Below are 26,058 nucleotides of genomic sequence, written 5' to 3' on the forward strand. Positions count from 1 at the left end.
ATGGAAGAACTTGACCGACAGGTAGCCCGCCGGTTAACACGATTTTATGTGATGGCGCTCACCGTCCTGGCCGTGTTAACCTTAAGCGGGCTCCTGTTTATTAAACGCACAATCAGCAATCATTACGACGATAGCCGGGTCGTTAACGTGGCGGGGCGGCAGCGCATGCTCAGCCAGCGCTTAACCAAACTGGCCGTGGTACGAATCACCGGCATTCCCTCCGCCGATAAAGCTCCTTTTGACTCCCTGCTGCACACCTGGAGCCAAAGTCATATTCAGTTGCGGAACGGAATGCTCCAAATGGAGAAGGCTTACTCCGTACGAAAAAGTAAGCAATTGGAAGGCATGTTCAAGCAGCTTGAGCCTACCTTTCAGTCCATTCATCAAGGTTTTGCGGTCATCGATTCATCAACCACAACCCTCGATCAGAAACAGGCCGCACTCCGAATCATCTTGCAGGAAGAGCCCGCTTTTCTGGATCAGATGAACAGGATTGTTTTCCAATTTGATGAAGAAAGCCTCTACCGGGTTACCCAGCTTGAACGCGTCGAATGGATTTTAACCATTGCGACACTCCTGACACTAATTCTGGAGGCGCTGCTTGTGTTTCGCCCCGTTGTCAACCATACCAAGGATGTCATTCGTAAGCTTACCAAATCCGATGAATCGTTGCGACTGGCCAACAAACACCTCGAAGTGGCCAACCTGGATCTGGCATCGGCTAATCATCAACTGAAAATCACCCAACAGAAACTTGTTCGCGCGACCGAAGAGAAATACCAGCTTAAAATTTCCGAAGATACGATCCGTTCTGCCGCCCTGCTGGAAGGCCAGGAAGAAGAACGCCGACGCTTTGCCCGGGAACTCCACGACGGCATTGGCCAGATGCTGACGGGGCTGAAACTGCACGCCGAAAAATTAAAGCTGGGACCATTTGCCGAGGAAAAGCAAAAACAGCGCTTTCATGAACTCTGCGACCTTATTTATGACACCATTCAGTCGACTCGTCAAATTTCTCACAACTTGATGCCTTCGGTTTTGGGTGATTTTGGATTGGAAGCTACCTTGCAGCTTTTGGCGGAGCAAACAGCCCGCTCGTCGGGGGTCGACGTTATTTTTGAAGGCTTAACCAACGACAAGCGATTGAGTCCCGCGCAGGAAATTGGTCTTTACCGAATCGCCCAGGAAGCCCTCAACAATGCCATCAAACATGCCAATGCCCAAACGATTCAGCTGCATCTGAAACAGCAAGGGCGCACTGTTTTGCTGTGTATTGAGGATGATGGCAAAGGCTTTGTCGTAAAAACAACGCGTAAAGACGACACGCGACCGGCCGCCATCAAGGGCATTGAAAACATGCGGACCCGGGCGCGCTTCCTGAACGGCGATCTAACCATCACGTCGAAGTTAAAGAAAGGAACGAAGGTTACTGTTCAGCTTAATTTGCCCTCTAGTTCTTAAAGATTATGCCAATACGAATTCTTATTGCCGACGATCATTCTGTGGTCAGAAAAGGGATTCGCACCTTGCTGGAAGACGAAGCAGATGTTGAGATTGTCGGCGAGGCTGCTGATGGCGATGATGCCATCGACCTGATTCCCTCCCTCCGCCCTGATGTTTTACTGCTCGATATTACGATGCCCCGCCTGTCGGGTATTGAGGTTCTGAAAGCGGTGCGTCAGCAGTTTCCTAAAGTTCGGGTTCTGATGTTCAGCATGCATAACAATCCCGACTATATTTTAAAAACGGTTCAATTAGGTGCGGCGGGGTATCTCCTGAAAGATACAGATCGGGAAGAAATATTACGCGCGGTTCGCACGATTGTCAACGGAGACTTGTATTACCCACCCCAGGCCGCCTCGTTGATTATCAAAAGCTTAGTCCTTTCAAATGCGGCCCCTTCTCAACTGGACGATACCACGTACAAGCCCCGACCCACCTCCTCCATCTGGAGTAAAATAACGGCGCGGGAAGCCCAGATTTTGACGTGTCTGACGGATGGCCTGAGCAGCCTTGAAATTGCCAAACGCTTCGACATCAGCCCCAATACCGTAGCCAACCAACGGGCTAGCATCATCCGCAAGGCCGGCGTAAAAAATACCGTCGAGCTTATCCGAATGGCCCTCGAAGAAAAGCCCCGGACTTAACCGCAGCTAACAAAAAAGCCGCCAGAAACATCCGACGGCTTTCTTTTCCTGTACTCTCTTTCACTCTAAGGCGGTAAGCCAGCGGGTTGTTTTGGGCACCTGGACCTCTCTGGTATCGATCCGGAAGGATTTAATTACTTTGTTGTATCCATCACTGACCACAATCTGATAGTCTCCGTTTGGTAGATCCTGAAGATTAAAAACCTGGTGCGTTGGTTTCTTGTGCTTTCCTACCTTTTGCGAATAAAGCTCCTGATCATTTTTACCCAGAAACGTCACGTATAAAGGAACATCAATATGATTCTCAACGATGAAGTGCATTTTCGTGTGCTCACGGTTGGGATAAGCAGCCACGGTCATTGTCTTGGTGCGTGTCACGTATTCGGCATTAGCTTTTTTATCCGTTTCTGGATCATCCGCAAAGGCGGTTAGGGAACACAAGGCCATGCTGCAACCCAGCAGCAACATTTTAATACGCTTCATACATTTGTTGTTTAAGAATAAATAACCTGATTTTCTGTGCATTAACAGAATAAAGGTACGTATACCAAACACTCCTTCTTTCCCGCAATAGAGGTGATTTTTCTGGCTTTCGATTTTCCAGGATAAACGGTCAGCAAGCCGGATAACCACTTTACCTGTCCTTTTCAGAGCCAGAATTAACCTTGAAAGCCTGTTTATTTTACGCATTGGCTCCCTTGCCCGACTTCCGGCTCCCCCAGCTTATGGGATGAAGCAAAAAAAGCCAGCTCAAGGAGCTGGCTTCAACCTGAAGGTCTAAAAACTAGATGAGTTTGTCCCGGATGGCTCGTTCAATGGCTTCGGCCTTCGAATGAACCTCCAGCTTCCAGTAGATATTTTTGATGTGCGTTCGAACGGTTTCTTTATCGACAAACAACTGATCCGCAATGGTGGTGTAACTTTTACCCTTGGCTAGTAATTCCAGCACTTCCGTTTCGCGGGCCGTCAGCGGCGAATTCCGATTCTTCTGAAACGAAGCCACTACCATCCGGGCAATGTTGGTACTCATGGGAGCACCTCCATCCATAATGTCGCGAATGGCTTCCAGCAACTTGGTCGGCTGCATATTTTTAGTCAAATACCCACCAGCCCCGGCGCACAACGCCTTGAATACCAATTCATCGTTTTCATAGGCAGTAACGACAATGATGTTGGTCTTGGGTCGCAGCTTCTTGATCCGCTGAATGCCTTCAATGCCGTTCATTCCCGGCAGATTTATGTCCATCAGGACCACATCCGGCGCGTCGGCGTCCAGATTTTTCAAAGCCTCTTCGCAGCGTTGATACGTGTTTATGATCTTAAAACCATAAGTGCTGTTTATGAGCAGGGCAAAACCGTCGCGGATCAGGTTATCATCTTCCACGATGCAAATTCGAATGGTTTGGCTTGCTCGTGACGGTGGAGATAGGGTCATTCGTATTTATTGTTTAATTCGGGCCAAACTACTTTATTTTCCAAAATCCGGGACTCTTTTTTTCACCAATGGTGCATAAGGCCCACGAACGAAGGCAGCAACCGGCTTCAGGCACTCATTCCCGGAATTTCGGCTCTAAAAAGGACGGAGGCCCCTCCGCCCGGATGCGTCAGAAACGTAACATCTCCCCCGATGCGCTTGGCGCGGCTTCGAATATTCAGTAACCCATTTCCCGGCGTGGTGTCAGTTTCTGGCAAGCCAATTCCGTTATCCTCCAGGATAATTTCAATGCGGTTGCCCGTGTACCCGAATCGAATTTCTGCGCTACTGGCCTGAGCATGTTTTAAGGTATTGCTCATGGCTTCTTTGAACAGAAAAATCAAATGGCGGCTGGCTCCCAGCGGCAGGACGGCCTGATGCAGTTCGTCGGTGATGCCCGTCGCCCGAAACAGCACGCCGGTCTTGTCGAAAATATCATCCCCAAAATCTTTCAGGCGAATGGCGATCTCGTACAGGTTATCGTGCTCCGGGTCAATCGACCAGATAAAATCGCGGGTGCCCTGGTAGAGGCGGTTGCTGTTGTCGCTGATCTTGGCCAGCAGCGGCTTTATTTCTTCAGCGTGGCCGTTTAACTGCGCTTTGATGATTTCCGTGAGCATCGAAATGCGGGTAATGGTATTCCCGAACTCGTCGTGGAGATCCTGCGCAGCCATTTTACGCACCCGTTCATTCTCGGCAAGCGTTACGCGCTCCAGATCCAGAAGGTGTTCTACTTTTTTCCGAACCCGGTAATTGTACACCAGCCGAGCAATAAGCATCCCAACGATCAATACCAGGGCAATAAACCAGGCTGTTTGCCAGAAAGGCGGCAGGACGGTGATCGGTATACGCAACATACCCGCTTCGTTCCAATGTCCATCGCTATTGGACCCTTTTACTTTCAGTATGTAATCACCCGGTTTGAGGTTTGTGAAGCTGACGTACCGCCGCGTCCCGGACGAAATCCAACTGTCGTGAAAGCCCTCCAACTGGTAGGCATATTGGTTTTTGGCCGGATTGGTAAAATCAAGGGCCGCAAAAGCAAACGAAAAGAAATTTTCGCCGGGTTGCAGCACAATCTTCTCTTCCGCAATCAGTAGACTATCAATATTAACTGGTTTTTCAAACTTCTTGAAGGAGGTCAATACCATGCGGGGGCGGTGCAGGTTCTCCAATAATTTTTCGGGTAAAAAACTGATAGCCAAGCCAATACCACCAAAGAACAACTCACCATCCTTGCTCTGGTGGTAGGCATTCATGTTAAATTCATTGATGGCTAAGCCGTCATTGGCTTCGTAGTTTTGAAACTGTCCTGTGCTTGGGTTCAGGCAGGAAAGACCAAAATTTGTACTCAGCCAGAGTTGCCCTTTCCGGTCCTCCAATGCTCCGTAGACCATGCTATTGGGCAAGCCGGTTCGTTCGGTATAATGAACGAAATGCTCTTTCCCGTTCTCGTTGACGAGCCTGCTTAGTCCTTTCCCGCTGCAAAACCAAAGCTGGTCTTTCTGATCCCGTAAAATGCCTAATATCTGGCTACTGATCAGACTGGACGGATTGGCGGGGTTGTTTTCATAGTGTGTAATGTGGCCTGTCCGGGGGTTCAGTTTGTTCAGACCAATCCAGGTCCCGATCCAGATGTTGCCTTGGCGGTCCTCCTCGATATCGGATACCATGTACGCCCGTAAGCTATTCGGCTCTTTTTCGGTGTAGCGATACGTGGTGATCTGCCCCGTGCGCGCGTCGCGTTTTTTAAGGCAGAGAAACGAGCCAATCCACAGATTTCCCGCCTTATCTTCGAACAGACTCAATACACCTACCGAGCTTCCCGGCTTTTCGTCGGCCAGGAGCGAAACGGTTTCAAAGGTGTTAGAGGCCCGGTTGAACTGTTGTAAACCCTCGGAGGTCCCTACCCATAACTGTCCTTTCCGGTCTTCCAGCAAGGCATTAACTTTGTCACCACTCAAACTGCGGGCATCGGCTGGCTGGTGAAGATAGCGCTGAATGAGGTGTGTTTTCCGATTTACGCGCTGCAAGCCTTCGTAGGTTCCCAGCCACAAGTCGCCGTACCGATCCGTGCAAATCGAAAAAACCATAGCGGCTGTCGACGCCTGCTCGCGGCTAGTGAGCGTTTTCCACTGCCGAAACGTGTTTTTTGACCGACTGAATGTCTGCACTCCCGCATCGTACGTTCCAATCCATACCAGATCTTCAGCCGGATCGGACCCTTCATACAAACACTCAATGGACCCTGATTTCAGGGCCGCCTTACTAAATACATCCTGCTGAATGGCATTTAGAAAGTCAACGCGCTGGTGATCTGGTAAAGCAAAGCGGGCGATGCCCTTGCCGTAGGTGCCAATCCAGAGGGTTTGGGTGTGGTCCATTAGCAATGACGTTATCATTTCCATTCCGATCTTTTCAGTAACTGCCGGAATCGCCAATGATCGGCCCGTACGGGGGTCCAGACGAGCCGCTCCTTTCTGCGTGCCTACCCAAAGCATCCCATACGCATCAAAAACCAACGAACGAACCCCTTTATTAGGAAGTTGCCACTTTCCCTCCTCCGCTAAGTACCCAATCGACGTTTTTTTTCTGCTCTTTTCACTGGGGGCGGTGATTTGTAATCGGGTTAAGCCCTGCTCGGTTCCAATCCAAAGCGCCCCCCAGCGGTCGGGCAGTAGCGCCTGTACACTTGGTTCCAGGCCTCGCTCTGTAACGGCAATGGGATATTCAACTACCTGGTAGTTACCCTGGGGCGTGGTAATGAGTCGTTTTAGTCCCTGGTTGGTGGCCAGCCAAATAGCCCCAAAATGATCGATTTGTAAATCGTAGATAAATAGAGAAGCAAAATTAACCTGACGCGGAATCAGCTTTTCCAGCCGCATAAATCGGTTGCTTACCGGATCAAATCGACACAACCCATTGGTTGTTCCAATCCAGATGTACCCTTTTTTGTCCGCCCGGAGAACCCGAATATCGTCCCCTGCCAGGGTTGTCTTGTCAAAAGGATCGTGCTTGTAATGGATTAGTTGATAGCCGTCGTAGCGATTGAGGCCATATTGGGTTCCGAACCACATATAGCCCCGCGCATCTTTGAGAATGCATTGCACCTGGCTTTGCGAAAGTCCGTGCTCCACCGCAATTTGATCCAGAAATACATTACCATTCTGTGCCCGGATGGGGAGCGCCAGGAAGAGCCAAAATCCCGCAAGTAATAGCCAGTTCTTCATGTTGGGTGAGAAAAATCCCCTCTCCTACAAAGATAGTGTAGTAAAATGAGCCAATAAATCCCCCAATTTGCAGGAATTCGAGAAAAAGAATTATCCCTATTTTTGTAGGACGTTTTCTAAAGGCTCTTCAACGGCTTAGGGAACGTGTTTTGGATTAAGAAAACCGGGAAAAGTAGCCTTGCACTGAACAGGGCTATTTTTTTGTTTATTACCCCCGATTAATCCTCGAATAACCAGCCACCTACCCTGCAAAAAAGAGGCTGTTCTATACAATTTTAGTACCTTTGCCCCACTTTTGCCGCCAAGGTATTCCACTATGACGTTCTTAAAATCCAATCGCCTCAATAACCTTCGTTACGAAATCCGTGGGCCTGTTTATGAAAAAGCCCTGGAGCTTGAAAGTCAGGGGTATAAAATCATTTCGCTGAATATTGGCAACCCCGCTCCTTTTGGTTTCGACGCACCCGACGAGATTGTGCACGACATTATTCTGAACATCCGCAACGCCCAGGGCTATTCCGACTCGCGGGGTTTGTTTGCCGCCCGGAAGGCCGTTATGCACTACACCCAGAACCTGGGCATCAAGGACGTGGCGATCAACGATATTTTCATTGGCAATGGCGTTAGCGAACTGATTCTCCTATCGATGCAGGCGCTCATTAACGAGGGCGACGAGGTGTTGGTCCCATCGCCTGATTATCCGCTCTGGACAACTTCGGTAGCGCTGAGTGGGGGAAAACCAGTGCATTACCTCTGCGATGAAGCCGCCGACTGGAACCCGGATCTGGTTGACTTGGAGAGCAAAATTACCAGCCGAACCCGAGCAATTGTGGTTATTAATCCGAATAATCCAACCGGGGCGGTGTATGACAAGGCGGTGTTGCAAAAGATCGCTGAAATCGCCGAACGACACCAACTGATTATTTTCTCGGACGAAATTTACGATAGAATTTTGTACAACGGGTCGGTTCATCATCCGCTGGCTACGATGGTTCACGATACGCTTTGTATTTCGATGGGTGGCCTTTCGAAGAACTACCGGGCGGCGGGGTTCCGGGGTGGGTGGCTTATTCTGAGCGGGGCCAAACAACGGGCCAAATCCTACATTGAAGGGCTAACGCTGCTGGCTTCCATGCGTTTATGCGCAAACGTTCCGACCCAATATGCCATCCAGACTGCTTTGGGTGGTTATCAGAGCATTAAGGATCTGGTGCTTCCGGCTGGGCGACTGTACAAGCAGATTCACCTGGCCTACGAACGGATGACGGCCATTCCGGGTATTAGCTGCGTTAAGCCACAGGGCGCTCTTTATTTATTCCCTCGCATTGATCTTTCGCAGTTTCATCTGGAAAGTGACGAACAGTTTGTGTTTGATTTGCTGGATGAGCAGAAGGTTTTGGTTGTGGCGGGCACTGGGTTTAACTATTTGTACAACGATCACTTCCGCATTGTCTGCCTTCCCTCGGTTGATGAATTAAATATTGCCCTCGACCGCATCGAAACGTTTCTGGAAAGTCGCCGAAAATAGTCTTTGGGTTTTGCATAATATTAAATAACGAAGCCGCCAAGTTGAGTCTTGGCGGCTTCGTTGGCATTTCGTTTTAGCCTTTTTTCATGGGTTCGATGGTTTCAATCGTGCCATCGGGTCGGCGTTTCAGTTCAGTGACTTTCACATTCCGCAGATGCGTTTTGTTGGATAACTCGGTGTCATGGTAGAAAATATACCATTTACCCCCAACCTCTACAATGGAATGGTGCGTTGTCCAGCCCTGTACCGGATTCATAATCACGCCCTCGTATGTAAAAGGTCCGTACGGCGAATCCCCGATTGCATACGCCAGGTAATGTGTATCACCCGTCGAGTACGAGAAATAGTATTTCCCGTTGTATTTGTGCATCCAGGCTCCCTCGAAGAACCGCCGGTCGTGGTCACCTCCCAGCAGGGGCTTGCCTTCTTTGTCCAGGATTTTTACGTCTTTCACGGGTTCGTCGAAACGAAGCATGTCTTTGCTCATCCTCACTACTTTGGCGCTTAGAGCAGGTTCTTTGTCTTTTTCCAGATCGGTTTTTGAGCCATTGGCTTCGTATTTCCCGGTATGCCAGCGCTGAAGCTGACCGCCCCAGATACCACCAAAGTACATGTATGAGCTCCCGTCTGTATCCGTAAATACCGCCGGATCAATACTATAACTTCCTTCAATGGGCTTGGCTTCAGCCTTAAACGGTCCGGTTGGCGATTTGCTCGTTGCCACTCCAATACGGAATACATCCTGCTTGTCTTTTACCGGAAAATACAGATAATATGTCCCGTTTTTGTAAGCCGCATCCGGAGCCCAGAGTTGCCGGCCCGCCCACGGAATATCCTTGATGTCTAACGCCACTCCGTGATCGGTTACTTTTCCATCGACGTTATCCATGGACAGAATGTGGTAATCCTTCATGGCGAAATGGGCACCGTCATCTCCTTCCGGCACGCCAGCGTCGATATCGTGCGATGGATAAATATAGATCTTCCCGTTAAACAAATGGGCCGAAGGGTCGGCCGTATAAATATCGGAGATCAGCGGCTTTGACAAAAATTGCTGCGTTGTGGAGTCGCTTTTATCCGCTTCAGCCGTAGTGGCCTCTTTCTTAGACTTGTCACTCTGACAAGCGCCCCAAAATACCCCCGATAGCCCCAGGAGAAGGGCAGATACTTTAAATCCTGCGTAATTTTTCATCCAGACTTGTTTAAACATATGCCTATTTTATTGCAATATATCAGCAAAGTGAAGATTTCTGAACTATTTTTTTTAGGACGGAAACTTTCTTTTTACTCCCTAAGTTAACACCGTTATAAAAGGTAACACGCTTTCTAATGGGCATCGTCGAACGCAGACAACGGCAAAAAGAAGAGGTAAGAACCAGTATCCTTCAAGCGGCTTGGCAACTAGTCGAGCAGGAAGGCTGGCAGGCCCTTTCTATTCGCAAGATTGCGGATGCCATTGAATACAGTGTTCCGGTGATTTACGCTCATTTTCAAAACAAGGAAGCTATTCTGCTGGAATTTACCAAAGAAGGCTTTCGACTTTTGGCGCGTGAGATTCAACAGGCGAAAGAAAAGCACGACCAGCCTAACCAACAATTGCAGGCCATGGCTGAGGCGTACTGGCACTTCGCGTTTACTCACAAAGAGTATTACCAGTTGATGTTCGGCCTGGGAATACCAGCCTGCGATACAGTAAGGCAAGTCCCTGAAATGCAGCTATTTTCCGACGTATTGATCACGGTGATCCAGAAAGCCCTTGCGGGTAGCCAACAACCCCATACGGACCATATGCTGAAGTTTCATACGTTTTGGTCAATCTTACACGGTTTAGTTTCCATTCAAATGATTGACCGAAATGCCACTCCTTCGGATTGGAACCGGCTTGTTTTGCAAGATGCGGTGGCTGGCTTTATAAAAACTTTAGACTAATTTTTTTACCCAATACCTAACAGTGTTATTTTTTATATCAGTGTATTAATTTACCCAACTTTCATTGCATAAATACTAGAAACATGACAACTACAACAGCAACCCAATGGGCAGTAGACCCACTCCACTCTGAAGTTCAGTTTAAGGTGAAACACCTCGTTATTTCCACGGTAACAGGTTCTTTTAAAAAATTTCAGGGTGGCGTTACAACGCAGGGTGATGATTTTGAAGGCGCAGAGATTCACTTTTCCATGGATGTCAACAGCATTGACACCAACCAGGAAGGCCGGGATGCGCACTTGAAAGCTGCCGACTTCTTCGATGCCGAGCAATACCCCAGCATTACCTTTGAATCGACTTCGTTCACGAAAGTGAAAGGCGACTTGTATAAGTTGGTGGGTAACCTGACGATGAAAGGCGTTACGAAAGAAATAACAATCAACGCCGAATACGGCGGATCGGCCAAGGATAATTACGGGAATAAAAAAATTGGTTTTGAGGTAACGGGCATTGTTAACCGCAAAGCGTTCGGCCTAACTTACAACGCACTAACCGAAAAGGGTGGCCTGGCGCTGGGCGAAGACATCAAGCTGATTGCGAACATTCAATTAGCGCAACAGGCGTAATAGATGGTCTTTCTGGAAAACCCATTGCCTCATCAGCTAGTTTTCCAGAAAGACCTGAATTTTTACTGCACAAACCTGACTTAAAAACCATGTATAAGCTGAAGATCATTTCTTCGACCGTTCGTTCCGGCCGTAAAGGGCCAATTATTACCTCATGGATTGCTGATGCTGCCCGCGAACACGGCGGTTTTGACGTTGACGTCCTGGATTTGGCCGAAATCAACCTGCCTTTCATGAACGAAGCAGCGCATCCACGCCTCCAGCAGTATGAACACGAACACACCAAGCAATGGAGCGCTACCATTGACGAGGCCGACGCGTTTGTTTTCGTAGTGGGCGAATACAATCACAATTTCCCGGCACCCTTGCACAACGCCCTGGAATACCTGGTGCAGGAATGGGGCTACAAAGCAGCCGGTATTGTTAGTTACGGGGGTCTTTCGGGAGGAACCCGCGCGGCCAGCAGCCTCAAAGGCTATATCCCTACTTTCAAGATGGTGCCGATAGCCGAAATGGTTCATCTTCCATTTTTTACCAAGAATATCAACGATCAGGACGAATTCGTGGCCGACGAATCCGTTCAGCGTTCGGCCACGGCTATGCTAAACGAATTGCTGCGCTGGACCAAAGGGCTCAAGCTGATCAAGGAAAATAAACTCTAAATCAGTTTGCGCGTTCCGGGAGCGAGCCAGGTAATAAAACGGAAAAAACTTTCCACTTGGTCAGGAATAAAGCGAACTTTGTCTTTCGAATAACTACCTAAGTGATGACTTTTGACGAATTAAACCTGAATAAGCCGCTGCTGGCTGCTTTAACCGACCTGGGCTTTACCACGCCAACAACCATTCAGCAAAAGGCTTTTCCGGTTGTCATGTCTGGTCAGGATGTGTGCGGAATTGCCCAGACGGGAACGGGAAAAACGTTTGCTTACTTGCTTCCCTGCCTGCGGCAATTCCAGTTTTCGAAAGACCACCAGCCACAGCTTCTTATTCTGGTTCCAACGCGGGAATTGGTCGTGCAGGTGGTGGAAGCTGCTCAAAAGCTGGCTGCTTACATGAATTTGCTGGTTGTGGGTGTATACGGAGGTGTCAACCTTAAACCGCAACTGGCCGAAGTGGCTAAAGGTGCTGACGTATTGGTTGCCACACCCGGACGACTGGTTGATGTACTGGCGAGCGGCGTTGTCAAACCCAAGTCGATCAAGCGGCTCGTCATCGATGAAGTAGATGAGATGCTGAATCTGGGGTTTCGCACCCAGTTGAAAAACATCCTGGATGCCCTGCCCGAAAAAAGGCAGAACCTGCTTTTTTCGGCTACCCTCACGGATGACGTGGAAAAGCTGATTGCCAGTTACTTTACAACTCCGTTGCGCATCGAGGCAGCCCCTACTGGCACGCCGCTGGAAAATATTCAGCAGACGGCGTATGCCGTTCCCAACTTTTACACCAAAGTAGCTTTGCTGGAGCTTTTGCTGAAATCGTCCGCTGATCTAAGTAAAGTTTTGGTTTTCGTAGCGACCAAGCAATTGGCCGATGATCTGTTTGAGCAGCTAAGTCCAAAATTCCCGGATCAGGTAGGCGTTATTCACTCCAATAAATCCCAGAATTTCCGATTTAATTCGGTCAATAGTTTTCAGGATGGCCAGTATCGGCTTTTGATTGCCACCGACATTATTGCGCGTGGTCTGGATGTGGCGGAAGTGTCGCACGTCATTAACTTTGACCTACCAGAAACCCCCGAAAGCTACATTCACCGCATTGGTCGCACAGGCCGAGCAGATAAGAAGGGAATTGCCATTGCGTTTATTTCGGAGCGGGAAAAAGAACAGCAGGCGGCCATCGAAGCGTTGATGAATTACACCATTCCAATGCTGCCCCTCCCCGATGATCTTGTCATTTCGGATCGGCTTACCCCCGATGAGGAACCCAAGATTAACATGAAATCCATTGTTGTTAAACGTCCAAAACCGGAGGAAGGCGGCGGGGCGTTTCATGAGAAAGCGGATAAAAACAAAAAGGTGAATGTTCGCCGGGATTATGCCGCCGAAAAAAGACTTAAATACGGTCGCCCCATCAAACGCAGCGGCAAGAAAAAAGGCGATTAGTCTATTATTCCCGAATCTGATACAACCGCAGCGAACTAGCCTCCGGCAAAGGCCCCTGGCGGGGTCGGTCGCGGTTGCGGCCCAGCGTTTCCCACCGAAGTACGTAGTGCGTACCCTTAACCGGTGATTTCCCGCCATCTTCCCGAAAGCTAACCTGCATTCCCGGAAATGACGATTCCGGGTTTTGCAAACGGGTCGGAACCAGGGCTGGATACGGCCTTTTTTCGGTGACTTTCAACTGAACAGGGTCCAGTACCAGCAAGCCATTTCCGGCCCCTTTGCTCCGATACGCCATCGTTAAGTCACCTGACTTACCCACCTGAACGGGGTGCACGCCCACCTCAAACTCAATGGTGCCGCCGCCGCCGAACTCCCAGCGATGGGTCCAGTCGGTGGCCTGCTTGATTTTCCAACCACTTGCTTCCCGCCGGGCGTTGTAAATCTGAATATTTCCCTGCTGATCGTATTTGTGGTAGGTAATCACCGGCCGTTTCTGCGCATCGAATCCCAATACCGTGTTGCCGTTGATGATACCTCCTTTGGCGGGCACCGGATCAACGATTTCCGCCGAAGCCAGCTTTATCGGCAAACGCAACGGTGATCCGTCACTTTTCTCCCAATGCAGTAGATCTTTGCTGCGGGCATAACACAGGTCATGATTGGTAGAAGCATCGGGCGTATCCCGCCAAACCCAAACGATGTGGTAAAACCCATCCGGTCCGACCATTGGGCCGCGCAGGTAGGCGTTCATCAAGCCTTCGCCGTCGGTAAATGGCGTATCCAAGAGCCTCCGCCAGCTTTTCTGCTTAATATCATACGTGTTATAAATCTGATTCCCCGACCCGCTCGAGCCATCCCGATACGCAAAAACCAGATCGCCCGAAGGAGCCGTAAAAAACTCTGGATACGTTGTTTTGGCTTCCGCCTTACCCGTCATCGACGGCATTCGGCGGATGGAATGGATGTCGTGCGGTTTGGTTGCATAAAAATACTTGAGACTATCGCTGTGCATGTTCCCCGACAGGTGAAGGTGCCCGGCCTTATCCAGCGCCATCGCGATGTAATTGTGACTATCCCAACCAACCCGCGTTGGCAACTTTTGGTAGTCCCACTTTTTCTGACCCAATTGGCGGTGAGCCACCGTCATTTGCCGATCGGCATCATAATAAGCAACGTATTGGTGCGGGGCGCTGGTCAGCAAGGCAAAACCGACCGGATGGCCCGCCCAGACCGGGGCAATATCTAGCTGTTCAAGCACTGTCGGTTCAGTTGGATCCCCCACCTGATAGCCGGAAAAACCACTGACAAGCAGCGTAAGCAGGAAGGCAAAAGCAGCTTTCTGAAAGGTCTTCATGGATTAAGGATTTAGCGACTGATAATACGCATACGGTGTCATGAAGACCACGTTTTTTGTCAATAGGTAATCGATGATTTTAGTGAATTCGCCAAAGCGCCGTTCGTCCCAGCTCATCGGATGGTATTGGAGCAACAAATAAGCCTTGGTCGGGTCATAATGGGCAATAAACTGCTGGTAATCAGGATTATGCACTGGAAACTCCACCAGGTCGCCGGATTGTTTTTTCAGGATAAATTTGTTCGATGTCGTATCGCCCCGCAGCCAGACTTTCAGGTCGGGAAATTGAGCCAGTGCCTTCACGGTATTGCTGTCCTGAGCGTTTCCAGCCGCCCCGAAGGTATGCAGCGTTAGCCCTAACTTTTCGCGCGCCACCGCCTGGCTGCGTCGCAACTGCGTAATTTGATGCTCCAGGGACGTATTCCAGAATTCGTGAAACTTGGTCCCGTTCGCGTCCGTCCCGTTCATTTGGTGCGTATAGCCGTGGTTCCACAATTCAATACCATCGCGAACCTGCAACGCCTTTACCTCTCGGGCGTAGGCTGGCGTTCCTTTATCCAATGAGTTTAAAATAATGCCCACGCTGGATTTGACCTCTTTTTGCCGGATATAGTCCAGGTATTTTTGCCACCGCTCCGGAAAAACGTGGGCACTGTCCCCAAAGATCAGGTCGTCGGCCTTGAGTATAATAACCTGTTTGGTACCCCGGTTGGCAACCGACTTTTTCGCCGTTCGGGTACATTGGAGAAATACGGGCAAAAGACCGATCAGTAGTAGGTAACTCAGGATTTTTTTCACGGGAAAGGAAGGCGATTATTTCCCTAGAAGCCAATTCTACGCTATTTCTCCTGTACCCATCATCAAGTTTTTCTTTCTGCCTCAAAACGCAGAAAGCCCGATTCTTTGTTGAATCGGGCTTTCTGTAACCTATTTATGGCCTATTTTTTACTCAACACTTTTGGCGAAACCTCGGCGCTGAGCTCCACGTCTTTGCGTGCTTTAGACGTATCCGTATTCAACAGCCGTACGTTCTGCGTCCGGTTGCCGCTCAGTTTCAGCACCACATCGGTATTCGCTACGTCGTAATGAATGTTGTCCAGTGTTACATTTTTGCTGTTCTGAACCTGCATCGGCAGCTTATCCCGCGTCCGAAGCGTTACGTTTTTCAGCTGAATATTTTCGGCTTCAATACACACCAGCCCTTTGTTGCTTTCCAGAACAGCGTTCTCAATCTGAATATTTTTAATGCTCATTTCGGGTAAACCACGAATCAGAATTCCCGTTTCTGCGCCCTGACACACCACATTCCGAATGTAGAAATTTTTAAACTGGGGCGTTCCTTCATTCAGCGGTTCGGCTTTCATTTCGGGCAGTTCGTTTTTAGCCCCCGCCTGCGGCACCGGATCTTTGGCCATGTAGTACATGTCAAACAAAATCGCCTCGCCGGGAATGTTGGTCATGTTGATGTCCGAAACATAGATGTTTTCAACCACCCCGCCCCGGCCCCGCGCCGTTTTGAAGCGCAGACCAACGTCGGTACCCAGAAAATTACAGTTGGTGACAAATAAATTTTTTACTCCGCCCGACATTTCGCTCCCGATCACAAAGCCCCCATGCCCGTGAAATACGGTACAATTTTGCACGATCACATTTTCGGTTGGCACGCCACGCTTGCGCCCTTCTTCATCCCGGCCCGATTTAATGCAAATGCCGTCGTCGCCTACGTCAAAGCTACAGTTTTCGATCAGGCCGTAGCGGCAGGATTCCAGGTCTAGCCCATCGCCGTTCTGCGCGAACCACGGATTCCGAACGGTTACATTCCGCAATGTAATGTGGTCTGTCAGGAGCGGATGCAAACACCAGGCGGGTGAGTTCTGAAACGTTACGCCTTCCAGCAAGACCTGCTTACAGCCGTTCAAAACAACCAGATTGGGCCGCAGGTAGTCCCGCCACTCCTGCGAATTTTGTAAGGTATAACCGGCTTTGATTAGGCCTACTTTGGCCGTTTTGTTGCCCTTCATCGACTGTTCTGATGGATACCACGCATTGCCGTTCGGATCAACTACGCCGCCCGAAGCAATCAGTTTTTTCCACTGCGACTCGGTAAGCTTTTCCTTTTTCACCTGCCGCCACACCTGTCCGGCTCCGTCCACAACGCCTTTGCCTGTGATGGCGATATTTTGCGCTTTTAGGGCCGAAATGGGTGCCTGGCACCGAATAGCGTCCTGACCTTCCCAGTTCGTTTCGACCAGCGGATAGTCGTTGCGGTTGCTGCTGAACTGAAGCAAGGCGCCCTCCATTAAATGAAGATTTACATTGCTTTTCAAAACGATAGGTCCCGTTAGCCAGAAGCCTTTTGGAATTAAGACCGTACCCCCACCCGCCTGGTTGCAGGCATCGATAGCCCGATTAATAGCCTGATTGTTTAATGATTGGCCGTCCGACTTTGCGCCGTATTTCAGGACATTGAAGGTATCTTTCCGGAAAACCGGCTGCAATACATGCGGCAGTTCGTAGACGTATTTATCGGTTGTCCCGAACGGTTTAAAAAATTGCCCTATTGGCAGCTTCTGGGCTTGAATTTCTTCCGCAACCAGACTAGCCATCACCTCCGCGCCGTATTTCGAGAAATGCGTATCGTCAATTTTACCGTTTGGTGATTTCGGGTAAAAACCACCAGTAAAGTGCATAAACAAGGCTTTCGACCCTTCGACTCCGTGCTGAAGAATCGCCTGATTACTTTTAGTCTGTAGATCAATCAAAGGTACTTTTAATTCCCGCGCTACGGCTTTGACCACGGCGGGGTATTCCCCGTGCTGGTCCACAAATTGCCCTTTTTCATCGAATTTTCGCCGTTCCACCGGCGTAATCAAGATTGGATTGGCTCCTTTCTGGCGGGTTTCTTCAACGTAGCGAATCAGGTTTTTCCGGTAATCGGTTTGGGGCGCAGCGTAGCGCGTTGAATCTTTGATTTTCTGGTCGTTATGTGCAAACTGAATCAGTACCCAATCGTTCGGTTTCAGTTGTTCAACGACTTTTGCCCAGCGTCCCTCGGTCCGAAAGCTTTTCGTACTCCGCCCGTTCATGGCATGATTCTGCACCTGAGCCCGGCCCTGGTCGATATACTCCGCGAAGGCCATTCCCCAGCCCGTTTCCGGTGCATTGTCCGGCGATTTGACCGACATGGTTGAATCGCCAATCAGGAAAATGCGAGGCGTATCGTTGCCCAGGCGAAAACTTGCTAATAACCAAAATGTGGCTACAATCCAGGCGTTTTGCAGCAAGCGCTTTTTCCAGGGCCTTTTGTTCAATAATATCATTCGGATAAAGGTTTGTCAATGAGTAAATATCCGCATAGCCCAGTACTTTATTGAGGTAAGCTTTCACTTTTTTTACGCAAACGTTATCGGGAACGTTCTCAAAAAGGCTTATATTGATCAACTTTAGCAATCCTGCCTAAACCCACCGGTATGCTTTGCCGAAGCAATCCATTTAATTTGTCTGTTTCCGTACTTATGTTCGTAAGGTTAGCTTGCCTTTGCCTTCTAGTCAACCTGTTCCTGGCAGGTTTCCTAGCGGCTCAACCACGGTCCTATTCATTTAGCCATTTAGGCAGTAATCAAAATCTTTCCAACAACCAGATTAATAGCATTTTAAAGGATCAGCAGGGGTTTATCTGGTTTGGCACCCTATCCGGCCTAAACCGGTACGATGGCTATACCTGCAAGGTTTTTCACCACGACATTCGCGATACTACGTCACTGATTGATAGTTACATTGAGCGGATTGACGAAGGACCCGGGGGATTTTTGTGGGTTTTTACCCGGAAAGGAATTAATATTTATGACCCATCCACGGAGCGGTTTATTCGTAACGCCGACCGCTTTGCCCGGAGGCTGGGCCTTCCGGACGCCCGGATCAGATCCGTTAAGAAAGACCCCAAAGGTGCTTTCTGGTTTTTGCACGCCACCAATGGACTTTATATCTACCACGCTCCCAATCGGCAAGTCGGTCGGTTAAGTCACCATGCCCAGGATTCCAGTTCACTGCGCGCCAACGACATAACAGACATTAATTTTGATCGACAGGGCGCCATCTGGGTGGCGCACCAAACGGGCCTGCTCGAAAAAATTGACGGATCTACCAAACGCGTTGTTTACCGAAATACTCAAATTCATGCCTCCTGTACCGAACGAAGCTCAAACTTTCAACTTTTTGTTGATCAGGATAATGACGTGTGGATCTCGGAGAGCCGAGGCACGGCCGGCGCCTTTTATCTGAACCCTAAAACGGGTTTGCTGCATCACGTTCACAAAGACGCGCAACGGGGCAAACTCAATTCCAATCTGGTGCGCAACATTGTGCAGGATTCGCGTGGGTTCATCTGGCTCGGCACTGATCACGGGGGCATCAACGTACTTAATAAAAAGGATTTTTCGGTTCGCTATCTCGTTCATGATGAAAATGAAGATCGGAGCGTTATTGAGAATACCATTTATGCACTTTACCGGGACGACACGGGCATAATCTGGGCGGGCACGTTCAAAAAAGGAGTTAGTTTCTACCACGAAAATAGCTTCCGTTTCCCGGCCTACCGCCGCCAGAGTCCTTCTACACCCAGCCTCAGCTTCGATGACATAAACCGATTTGTAGAAGACCAAAAAGGCAATTTATGGCTGGGAACCAACGGGGGTGGTCTGATTTACTACGACCGGAAACAGGAACATTTTACGACTTACCGAAATCGACCAGGCGACCCGAACAGTTTGAGCAATGATGTCATCGTCAGTTTGTGTCTGGATCGTGCACAACGGCTTTGGATTGGCACTTACTTCGGGGGACTGAACCGTTGGGAAAAAGGTAAATTTGTCCGTTACCGCGCTAATTCAGCCAACCCAACGAGTCTGGTTCACGATAACGTCTGGGACTTACTGGAAGATTCCCGCCAGAATTTATGGGTAGGCACGCTCGGCGGCGGCCTTGACCAGTTGGACCGCGCCACGGGTCAGTTTAAACACCATCGTCCCGGCTCGCTCCCCAGCATTCATTCCGATTATATCCTGACTTTACTGGAAGATAAAAGTGGTAATCTCTGGATCGGACACGACTCCGGCATAGATGTCTGGAATCAGAAAACAGGGCAAACCCGGTATTATTCAGCCGATACTCCCAAAAATAAAGGCCTGAGTAACAACGACATCATTGCCCTATGCGAAGATCACCGGGGCTGGATCTGGATCGGCACTTCCGAAGGTCTTAATCTGTATGACAAACGCACGGATACGTTTCGCACTTTTCGCAAAGAAGATGGTTTGCCCGACCACACCGTTCAAAGCATTGTTGAGGATAATGACCATAATCTGTGGATGGGAACGCCCAACGGCTTGTCTAATTTGATAATTACCAAGAACAGCCAAACGGGCGATTATCAATTTACCTTCCGCAATTACGACGAACTGGATGGACTCCCGGCCAAATCCTTTAACAAGTACGCGGCCTACAAAACCCGGCAGGGAGAGTTGGTTTTTGGTAGTTTGAATGGTTTTACCATTTTTGATCCGGCGCGTTTGGGCACGAACCTCCAAGCCCCCAAGATTGTCCTGACTGACTTCCAGGTTCTTGAACGCAGCATTCGTCCGGGCGACGTTTTAGACGGCAAAATCCTTCTCAACCGCTCGATCAGCGAGACGCAAGAACTGACGCTTACACCGAATCAAAACGTTTTTTCCCTTGAATTTGCGGCGTTAAACTTCCTGCATCCCGAAAAAAACACCTACCAATACAAGCTGGAGGGATTCCATGATGAGTGGTTAACGGTGAGTTCTAAAATGCGCAAAGCCACGTTCACTAACCTCGATCCGGGCACCTACACGTTTCGGGTTCGGGCATCCAACAACGACGGTTACTGGAACACGGAAGGAACGAAATTAAAGATTACCGTCCTGCCACCATTCTGGCGCAGCAACATCGCCTTTGTGCTTTATGCGCTGCTCATTATCGGCGCTCTATTGCTGGCTCGCTGGATCATCCTGGAACGAGCACGCTTGAATTTTCGGATGGAGCAGGAGCGCCAGGAAGCCAAGCGGATGCACGAACTGGATATGATGAAGATCAAGTTTTTCACCAATGTCAGCCACGAATTTCGTACACCGCTTACCCTGATTCTTAATCCGTTGGACCGGTTAGTGAAGGAAACGACTGACCCGGAACAGGCTCGCCATTTTCAGCTTATCCAGCGAAATGCCAAACGGTTGCTCAATTTTGTCAATCAACTGCTGGATTTTCGGCGGTTGGAAGTGCAGGAACTAAAGCTTTACCCGACCCATAACGATCTGGTCGCTTTTTGCCGGGAGATTTTCTATACGTTCTCCGATTTATCCGAAAAGAAGAACATTCTTTTTAGCTTCCAGACGAATGTCGATGATCTGGAAATTTACTTTGACACCGACAAAATGGAGCGGATCTTGTTCAATCTGCTTTCAAATGCCTTTAAATTTACTCCTGAACACGGGCGGGTTATCCTCAAAATTAATTTGCTGGAGCAACAGCCCGACGACGCGCAACACTGGCTCGAAATTGCGGTGCAGGATTCCGGAATTGGTATTCCCAGCGATAAGCAGGAAAAGATTTTTGAGCGGTTTTTCCAACATGACATTCCCGGCACCATTGTCAATCAGGGGAGCGGCATTGGGCTGGCGATCACCAAGGAATTCGTTCGGCTCCACGGCGGGCAAATCTACGTTGATTCCGAACCCAATCACGGCAGTGCCTTTACCGTCAGGCTGCCCATCCAGCGGGAGGTGGCGTATCCGGTAATTCACCCGCCCGTTGTCGAAGCGATTGCGGGTAAAACAGAAAACAAGGCCGAACCGATGGCCGACACCGGCAAAAACGGCCCGAAAAAGCCGGTTGTTCTGCTCATTGATGATAATGAAGATTTCCGTTTTTACCTGAAAGATAACCTTCGGAGTCAATACACAATTCTGGAAGCAGCAAACGGTAAAGATGGCTGGCACCAGATTTTGACACATACACCTGATCTGATTGTGAGTGATGTGATGATGCCAGAAATGGATGGAATTTCGCTTTGCCGCAAGGTCCGCGCTGATAAGCGCACCTCCCACACCCCGGTTCTGCTGCTGACTGCCCGCAGTGCCGAAGCGCAAAAACTGGAAGGGTTGGAAACTGGAGCCAACGACTACATCACGAAGCCTTTTAATTTTGAAATTCTACAGGTTCGAATAAAAAACCTGATTTCGCAGCGTCACCTGATGGAGAAATCCGTGCAAAAGCACATTGAGGTTAGTCCCAGCGAAATTGAAATTACGTCGCTGGACGAAAAGCTGATTCAGCGCGCCCTCGAAGTCGTGGAAAAAAACATGGCCAATCCTGATTTTTCGGTGGAAGAACTCAGCCGGGAATTGGGCATGAGCCGGGTACATTTGTACAAAAAATTACTGGCACTCACTAACCGAACGCCCATTGAGTTTATTCGTACCATTCGGTTGCAAAGAGCGGCCAAGCTTTTGGAGAAAAGCCAATTAACGGTCGCGGAAATTGCGTATCAGGTTGGATTCAACAATCCGAAGTATTTTACTAAATATTTCAAGCAGGAGTTCGATACGCTGCCCTCCGCCTACGTAGCCGAAAAACGGCAGGTTAAAGTAAGCTAGGCGTTGAGAAAGCATTCCAGACTTATTTTGCATTAACATTTCGTCTATCTTTTAGAAACATTTCGTCTTTTTCATTTACGCGAACTGCATTAATTTTGATACAGAAATACTAACTTCTGTTATATTTTTTGCATTACCCACTCACATTCTATGTATACTTTTTCGCGATGGTTCTGTCGGTGCGCGGCTTTATTTCTCAGCTTCAGCGCATTATCCGCAAAGGGCCAATCCAATGATGAATTCTTAACCCGAATTTCTCCCGAACAAATAACATCCCTCCCTTCCAATTGGAAATTAGCGGGCACTGTACGGATGAGTCCGTTTCAAAATGACGTGAAGACGCAGTCGGGTACTTCTTTGCTGGTGGGTACTGCCAAAAATGATCAACCGCTGACCCTTCTCACGAATGCCAAAGACGTTCGTCTGGTTCTTGATGTCATGCTGGCACCGGGGTCTGATGCGGTTCTTTCCCTCGGCTCCGTTGGCGTTCGAATCGTAGATAGCTGGGCAAAGCAAGGTTTGAGCGACGCTACCTTTGGAAGCTTATCCGGCACTCCGGCACTGCTTCCTGCGGTCAACGCCTGCCAGGCTCCCGGTATCTGGCAACGTCTGGAAATTGTTCTCCAGTCAAGCGAGGCAGGCCCCGCGCTTTTGGAAAAATTAACCCTTAATGGCGTACTTCTTCACGAAAATCGGGTATTACCCAACCTAATCAGCTCGGCGGGAACGGTGGCCCTGAAGGTCAATAACGGGACAGTAGCTGTTCGTCCGGTGGGGTATCAACTAATTTCTTCCCGCAATGTGGCCCGGATAACCGATCTTAAATACAAATTTTACGAAGCTAAAACGGAAACTACTACCCCGGCAGCCCTACCTAATTTGCGGTTGGTGAAAGAAGATACCCTGTCAATGCTGACTTACGAAGTGTCGTTTGGTCAACCGCGCTGGCACGCCATTGTCTACTCCGGTAATCTGGTCGTTGATAAAGAAGCCGTTTACACGCTGGCCATTGAAACGGGGGGTTATGCCTCGTTGCAAATCGACGGTAAAGATGCCATTCCGCTGACATCGACTTCGTGGGATCTGGGCAAGAAAAATGCCGCGAAAGTCAAACTAACGGCGGGTTCGCACCCTTTCACGCTCTTTTTTGGTAAGTCCTGGCCTCGTCCGGGCCTAGGCTTGTTTATTTCCGCGCCAGACTCAAAACTTCAGGCACTTCATGCCCGCGCTTCCCTGCCCGAACCCGATCCCATTGGTTTAATTGCCGTCCGTTCAGCCGATAAGCCTTCGTTTATCCGCTCTTTTGTTCAATTACCCGGCGAAAAAGCAAAGCGGACGCACTGCCTGTCGGTTGGCACCCCTACTGGATTAAATTATACGCTCGATTTGAACCGGGATGCGTTGCTACAGGTATGGCGGGGTGATTTTGCGGATGTTACCGAAATGTGGTACGAACGAGGCGAGCCCCAGCTCCTGGAACCGCTCGGCGCTCCGGTAGCTGTATCAGGACAGACAAGCCTGGCTATGCTTAGCAACGAACAGCAAGCCTGGCCAGATAGCCTCGGTGACACTGACTTTATGTACAAAGGCATGAAACTAGACACCGATGGAAACCCAACCACTCAGTACCAGCTCTATGGCTTGCAGGTAACCGACGACTTACGCCCGGATGCGAATAACCAAGCGCTTAATCGTACCATTACGATCAATGGTTCCGCCAAAGGTGCTGTTTACTGCCGATTGGCGGCGGGTAGCCAGATCGAAGAAGTCGGTAAAGGTGTGTATGCCATTGGCGATCACCGCTATTTCGTGCGTATTGATCCGAAACTTAAACCTCTCGTTCGATCACAGGCTGGTCAGCAGGAGCTATTGTTACCCGTAAACCTGAAAAACAGCACTGCTTCCATCAACTACGCCCTGATCTGGTAACTTAATGTACCCTAATTTTGCAATGAGACTCTTATTTATATTCTGTTTGCTTTTTGGTTATACGACTTACGCCCAAACGTCCCGTCCGTTAACCGAAGATGATTACTACCGGCTAATCACGCTGCCGGTACCCGAAGGAGTTAGCCTGGAAGTAGGTGGCATGGCCGTGTTGCCTGATGGTCGCCTGGGCGTTTGTACCCGCCGGGGCGAGGTCTGGATGATCTCCAATCCGTACATGCAGGGCACTCGCCAACCGCAGTACAAGCGCTTTGCTACGGGGTTGCACGAGCCTTTGGGCCTTGCCTATCACAAAGGCACGGTTTACGCTACCCAACGCGGTGAATTGACGCGTTTGCTGGATACGGACAACAACGGCGTTGCCGACGACTATCAGTCTGTAGTAAAATGGCCACTCTCCGGTAATTACCACGAATACAGTTATGGCCCGATTTTTCTGCCTAACAACGATATGCTAATTACGCTGAACCTGGGCTGGATTGGCCGGGGAGCCAGTCTGGCAAAATGGCGTGGCTGGATGTTGACGGTTAATGACAAAGGAGAGTTGAAGCCGTATGCCACCGGTCTGCGGTCACCGGCTGGTTTCAATATTTTGCGGGATGGCAGTATTTTCTACACCGAAAATCAAGGCGACTGGGTTGGTTCTGGCCGCATGACCGAACTGAAAAGAGGTGATTTTGCCGGTAACCCGGAAGGGCTACGTTGGTCGGGTGAGCCAGGTTCGCCCCTGACGTTGAAACTGTCAGACGTACCCAGTACGGGTAAACCCATGCACGAAGTCGCGAAATCGGTACCGAATCTGAAAGTTCCGGCCATCTGGTTTCCGCACACGTTGATGGGAATTTCTACTTCGGATATTGCCGAAGATACAACCCGTCACCGCTTCGGCCCTTTCGATGGTCAGTTATTCGTCGGTGATCAGGGGCACAGTACGGTGATGCGGGTATTCCTGGAAAAAGTAAATGGCGAATACCAGGGCGCTTGCTTTCCGTTCCGCCAGGGTTTCATGTCTGGAATTCTGCGCTTACGCTGGGGTCTGGATGGTTCTCTTTTCGCGGGTATGACCAGCCGGGGCTGGTCGGCAACGGGCAAAGCCCCGTTTGGTGTGCAGCGACTTGTCTGGACCGGGAAAACGCCGTTCGAGATGAAGGCAATTCGCTCAATGCCGGATGGGTTTGAAGTCGAATTTACTTTGCCTGTCGATCGTAAGACAGCGGAAAACAGCAACTCCTACACGCTTAGCAGCTTTACGTATAAGTACCACAGTACGTATGGCAGTCCCATTGAAGATGCCCGTGAGTTACCTATCCGGGGTATCGTTGTTGCTGAAGATGGACTTAAAGCCCGTATTGTGGTGGATACGACCTTACGCGAAGGCTATATTCATCAGTTAAAGGCAGAAGGTATTAAATCGGCCACTGGTTTATCCCTGTTGCACAATACGGGATATTACACCCTTAACCACATCGCTCCCGGTACTAAATTGACGATTGCCGCTCCCGCCAAGCACAACCACGACATGGCTTCCATGACAGCGACGAAAGCCACCCCTGCTACCAAAAGCAAAGGCGGAAAAGCGCCGGCGGCTAGTGCGAAGCGCCTGACCGAGCAACCCGCTGATTGGGAGAACGGCCCTGATCAGGTCATTACTGTAGGTACGCTGCCCGGTCTTAAGTTCGATCAGACGCAGTTGCAAGTCAAAGCGGGCAGCCGGGTAAAGTGGGTTTTTAATAATAATGACGACATGCTGCATAACTGCGTTATTGTGAAACCTGCCACTGCCAATCCAGTTGGAGAAGCGGCGTTGAAACTCAACCTCAATGGCCCTAAAATGCAGTATGTGCCAAACTCGCCTAATGTGCTGTTCCACACTAATATTTTGCAACCCGAAACCAGCGAAGCGATCTATTTTGTAGCGCCCAAAGAACCGGGTGATTATCAATACCTCTGCACTTTTCCAGGGCACCACACGCTCATGCAGGGCATTCTTAAAGTAGTGAAATAGGCAAAGAGAGCACCCAGTAATAAAAGTGGGTGCTCTCTTTT

Annotated in this window: 17 protein-coding genes; 10 read left to right on the top strand and 7 right to left on the bottom strand. The window is 49.5% G+C overall.

Features of this window, described 5'->3' with window-relative positions:
* On the top strand, positions 1-1,461 hold the full coding sequence (locus L0Y31_RS15805; RefSeq protein ID WP_234734050.1) for an ATP-binding protein: 1,461 nt from the start codon (positions 1-3) through the stop codon (positions 1,459-1,461).
* Positions 1,462-1,466: 5 nt separating this feature from the next.
* A complete protein-coding gene (locus L0Y31_RS15810) occupies positions 1,467-2,147 on the top strand; it encodes a response regulator transcription factor (protein WP_234734051.1) in 681 nt (226 codons plus the stop codon).
* Between the two features lie 60 nt (positions 2,148-2,207).
* Here L0Y31_RS15810 and L0Y31_RS15815 read toward each other — a convergent pair whose 3' ends face one another.
* From L0Y31_RS15815 to L0Y31_RS15825, 3 genes are all read right to left on the bottom strand, one after another.
* Positions 2,208-2,630: a hypothetical protein gene (locus tag L0Y31_RS15815; protein ID WP_234734052.1), complete on the bottom strand. Its 423-nt coding sequence runs from the start codon at positions 2,628-2,630 to the stop codon at positions 2,208-2,210.
* A gap of 301 nt (positions 2,631-2,931) precedes the next feature.
* Positions 2,932-3,582, bottom strand: coding sequence for a response regulator transcription factor (locus L0Y31_RS15820; RefSeq protein WP_234734053.1), 651 nt, complete (start codon positions 3,580-3,582; stop codon positions 2,932-2,934).
* Positions 3,583-3,689: 107 nt separating this feature from the next.
* On the bottom strand, positions 3,690-6,851 hold the full coding sequence (locus L0Y31_RS15825; protein WP_234734054.1) for a ligand-binding sensor domain-containing protein: 3,162 nt from the start codon (positions 6,849-6,851) through the stop codon (positions 3,690-3,692).
* Between the two features lie 316 nt (positions 6,852-7,167).
* Between L0Y31_RS15825 and L0Y31_RS15830 the strand changes: the two genes are divergently transcribed.
* Complete coding sequence (locus tag L0Y31_RS15830; RefSeq protein ID WP_234734055.1) at positions 7,168-8,379, top strand: pyridoxal phosphate-dependent aminotransferase; 1,212 nt, start codon at positions 7,168-7,170, stop codon at positions 8,377-8,379.
* 73 nt (positions 8,380-8,452) lie between these two features.
* On the opposite strand, the gene L0Y31_RS15835 is transcribed toward L0Y31_RS15830, so the two are convergent.
* Positions 8,453-9,571 carry a glycoside hydrolase family 43 protein gene (locus L0Y31_RS15835; RefSeq protein ID WP_234734056.1) on the bottom strand — a complete coding sequence of 373 codons (1,119 nt, stop codon included), beginning with the start codon at positions 9,569-9,571 and terminating at the stop codon, positions 8,453-8,455.
* A 137-nt stretch (positions 9,572-9,708) separates the two neighbouring features.
* Between L0Y31_RS15835 and L0Y31_RS15840 the strand changes: the two genes are divergently transcribed.
* The 4 genes from L0Y31_RS15840 to L0Y31_RS15855 all read left to right on the top strand — a co-directional run bounded on the left by L0Y31_RS15840 (position 9,709) and on the right by L0Y31_RS15855 (position 13,038).
* Positions 9,709-10,308, top strand: coding sequence for a TetR/AcrR family transcriptional regulator (locus tag L0Y31_RS15840; protein ID WP_234734057.1), 600 nt, complete (start codon positions 9,709-9,711; stop codon positions 10,306-10,308).
* Between the two features lie 83 nt (positions 10,309-10,391).
* A complete protein-coding gene (locus L0Y31_RS15845; protein ID WP_234734058.1) occupies positions 10,392-10,934 on the top strand; it encodes a YceI family protein in 543 nt (180 codons plus the stop codon).
* Positions 10,935-11,023: 89 nt separating this feature from the next.
* Positions 11,024-11,596 (top strand): NADPH-dependent FMN reductase, encoded by a 573-nt coding sequence (locus tag L0Y31_RS15850; protein ID WP_234734059.1) that lies wholly within the window; start codon positions 11,024-11,026, stop codon positions 11,594-11,596.
* Between the two features lie 104 nt (positions 11,597-11,700).
* Positions 11,701-13,038 (top strand): DEAD/DEAH box helicase, encoded by a 1,338-nt coding sequence (locus tag L0Y31_RS15855; RefSeq protein WP_234734060.1) that lies wholly within the window; start codon positions 11,701-11,703, stop codon positions 13,036-13,038.
* A 4-nt stretch (positions 13,039-13,042) separates the two neighbouring features.
* Here L0Y31_RS15855 and L0Y31_RS15860 read toward each other — a convergent pair whose 3' ends face one another.
* The 3 genes from L0Y31_RS15860 to L0Y31_RS15870 form a co-directional block, all read right to left on the bottom strand.
* On the bottom strand, positions 13,043-14,392 hold the full coding sequence (locus tag L0Y31_RS15860) for a BNR repeat-containing protein (protein WP_234734061.1): 1,350 nt from the start codon (positions 14,390-14,392) through the stop codon (positions 13,043-13,045).
* Positions 14,393-14,395: 3 nt separating this feature from the next.
* Positions 14,396-15,190 (bottom strand): DUF2334 domain-containing protein, encoded by a 795-nt coding sequence (locus tag L0Y31_RS15865; RefSeq protein ID WP_234734062.1) that lies wholly within the window; start codon positions 15,188-15,190, stop codon positions 14,396-14,398.
* A gap of 140 nt (positions 15,191-15,330) precedes the next feature.
* On the bottom strand, positions 15,331-17,712 hold the full coding sequence (locus L0Y31_RS15870; RefSeq protein ID WP_234734063.1) for a glycosyl hydrolase family 28 protein: 2,382 nt from the start codon (positions 17,710-17,712) through the stop codon (positions 15,331-15,333).
* A gap of 195 nt (positions 17,713-17,907) precedes the next feature.
* Here L0Y31_RS15870 and L0Y31_RS15875 point away from each other — a divergent pair, with 195 nt between their 5' ends.
* The 3 genes from L0Y31_RS15875 to L0Y31_RS15885 all read left to right on the top strand — a co-directional run bounded on the left by L0Y31_RS15875 (position 17,908) and on the right by L0Y31_RS15885 (position 26,017).
* Positions 17,908-22,065 (top strand): hybrid sensor histidine kinase/response regulator transcription factor, encoded by a 4,158-nt coding sequence (locus tag L0Y31_RS15875; protein WP_234734064.1) that lies wholly within the window; start codon positions 17,908-17,910, stop codon positions 22,063-22,065.
* A gap of 312 nt (positions 22,066-22,377) precedes the next feature.
* Positions 22,378-23,994 (top strand): hypothetical protein, encoded by a 1,617-nt coding sequence (locus tag L0Y31_RS15880; protein ID WP_234734065.1) that lies wholly within the window; start codon positions 22,378-22,380, stop codon positions 23,992-23,994.
* Between the two features lie 22 nt (positions 23,995-24,016).
* On the top strand, positions 24,017-26,017 hold the full coding sequence (locus L0Y31_RS15885) for a plastocyanin/azurin family copper-binding protein (protein WP_234734066.1): 2,001 nt from the start codon (positions 24,017-24,019) through the stop codon (positions 26,015-26,017).
* Positions 26,018-26,058: the final 41 nt, after the last annotated feature.

The organism is Tellurirhabdus bombi (assembly GCF_021484805.1).
Classification (GTDB): domain Bacteria; phylum Bacteroidota; class Bacteroidia; order Cytophagales; family Spirosomataceae; genus Tellurirhabdus; species Tellurirhabdus bombi.

Excerpts from the sequence above, each read along its gene's own strand:
- L0Y31_RS15805 (WP_234734050.1), top strand. The coding sequence starts at position 1 with ATGGAAGAACTTGACCGACAGGTAGCCCGCCGGTTAACACGATTTTAT.
- L0Y31_RS15810 (WP_234734051.1), top strand. The coding sequence starts at position 1,467 with ATGCCAATACGAATTCTTATTGCCGACGATCATTCTGTGGTCAGAAAA.
- L0Y31_RS15815 (WP_234734052.1), bottom strand. The coding sequence starts at position 2,630 with ATGAAGCGTATTAAAATGTTGCTGCTGGGTTGCAGCATGGCCTTGTGT.
- L0Y31_RS15820 (WP_234734053.1), bottom strand. The coding sequence starts at position 3,582 with ATGACCCTATCTCCACCGTCACGAGCAAGCCAAACCATTCGAATTTGC.
- L0Y31_RS15825 (WP_234734054.1), bottom strand. The coding sequence starts at position 6,851 with ATGAAGAACTGGCTATTACTTGCGGGATTTTGGCTCTTCCTGGCGCTC.
- L0Y31_RS15830 (WP_234734055.1), top strand. The coding sequence starts at position 7,168 with ATGACGTTCTTAAAATCCAATCGCCTCAATAACCTTCGTTACGAAATC.
- L0Y31_RS15835 (WP_234734056.1), bottom strand. The coding sequence starts at position 9,571 with ATGAAAAATTACGCAGGATTTAAAGTATCTGCCCTTCTCCTGGGGCTA.
- L0Y31_RS15840 (WP_234734057.1), top strand. The coding sequence starts at position 9,709 with ATGGGCATCGTCGAACGCAGACAACGGCAAAAAGAAGAGGTAAGAACC.
- L0Y31_RS15845 (WP_234734058.1), top strand. The coding sequence starts at position 10,392 with ATGACAACTACAACAGCAACCCAATGGGCAGTAGACCCACTCCACTCT.
- L0Y31_RS15850 (WP_234734059.1), top strand. The coding sequence starts at position 11,024 with ATGTATAAGCTGAAGATCATTTCTTCGACCGTTCGTTCCGGCCGTAAA.
- L0Y31_RS15855 (WP_234734060.1), top strand. The coding sequence starts at position 11,701 with ATGACTTTTGACGAATTAAACCTGAATAAGCCGCTGCTGGCTGCTTTA.
- L0Y31_RS15860 (WP_234734061.1), bottom strand. The coding sequence starts at position 14,392 with ATGAAGACCTTTCAGAAAGCTGCTTTTGCCTTCCTGCTTACGCTGCTT.
- L0Y31_RS15870 (WP_234734063.1), bottom strand. The coding sequence starts at position 17,712 with ATGATATTATTGAACAAAAGGCCCTGGAAAAAGCGCTTGCTGCAAAAC.
- L0Y31_RS15875 (WP_234734064.1), top strand. The coding sequence starts at position 17,908 with ATGTTCGTAAGGTTAGCTTGCCTTTGCCTTCTAGTCAACCTGTTCCTG.
- L0Y31_RS15880 (WP_234734065.1), top strand. The coding sequence starts at position 22,378 with ATGAGTCCGTTTCAAAATGACGTGAAGACGCAGTCGGGTACTTCTTTG.
- L0Y31_RS15885 (WP_234734066.1), top strand. The coding sequence starts at position 24,017 with ATGAGACTCTTATTTATATTCTGTTTGCTTTTTGGTTATACGACTTAC.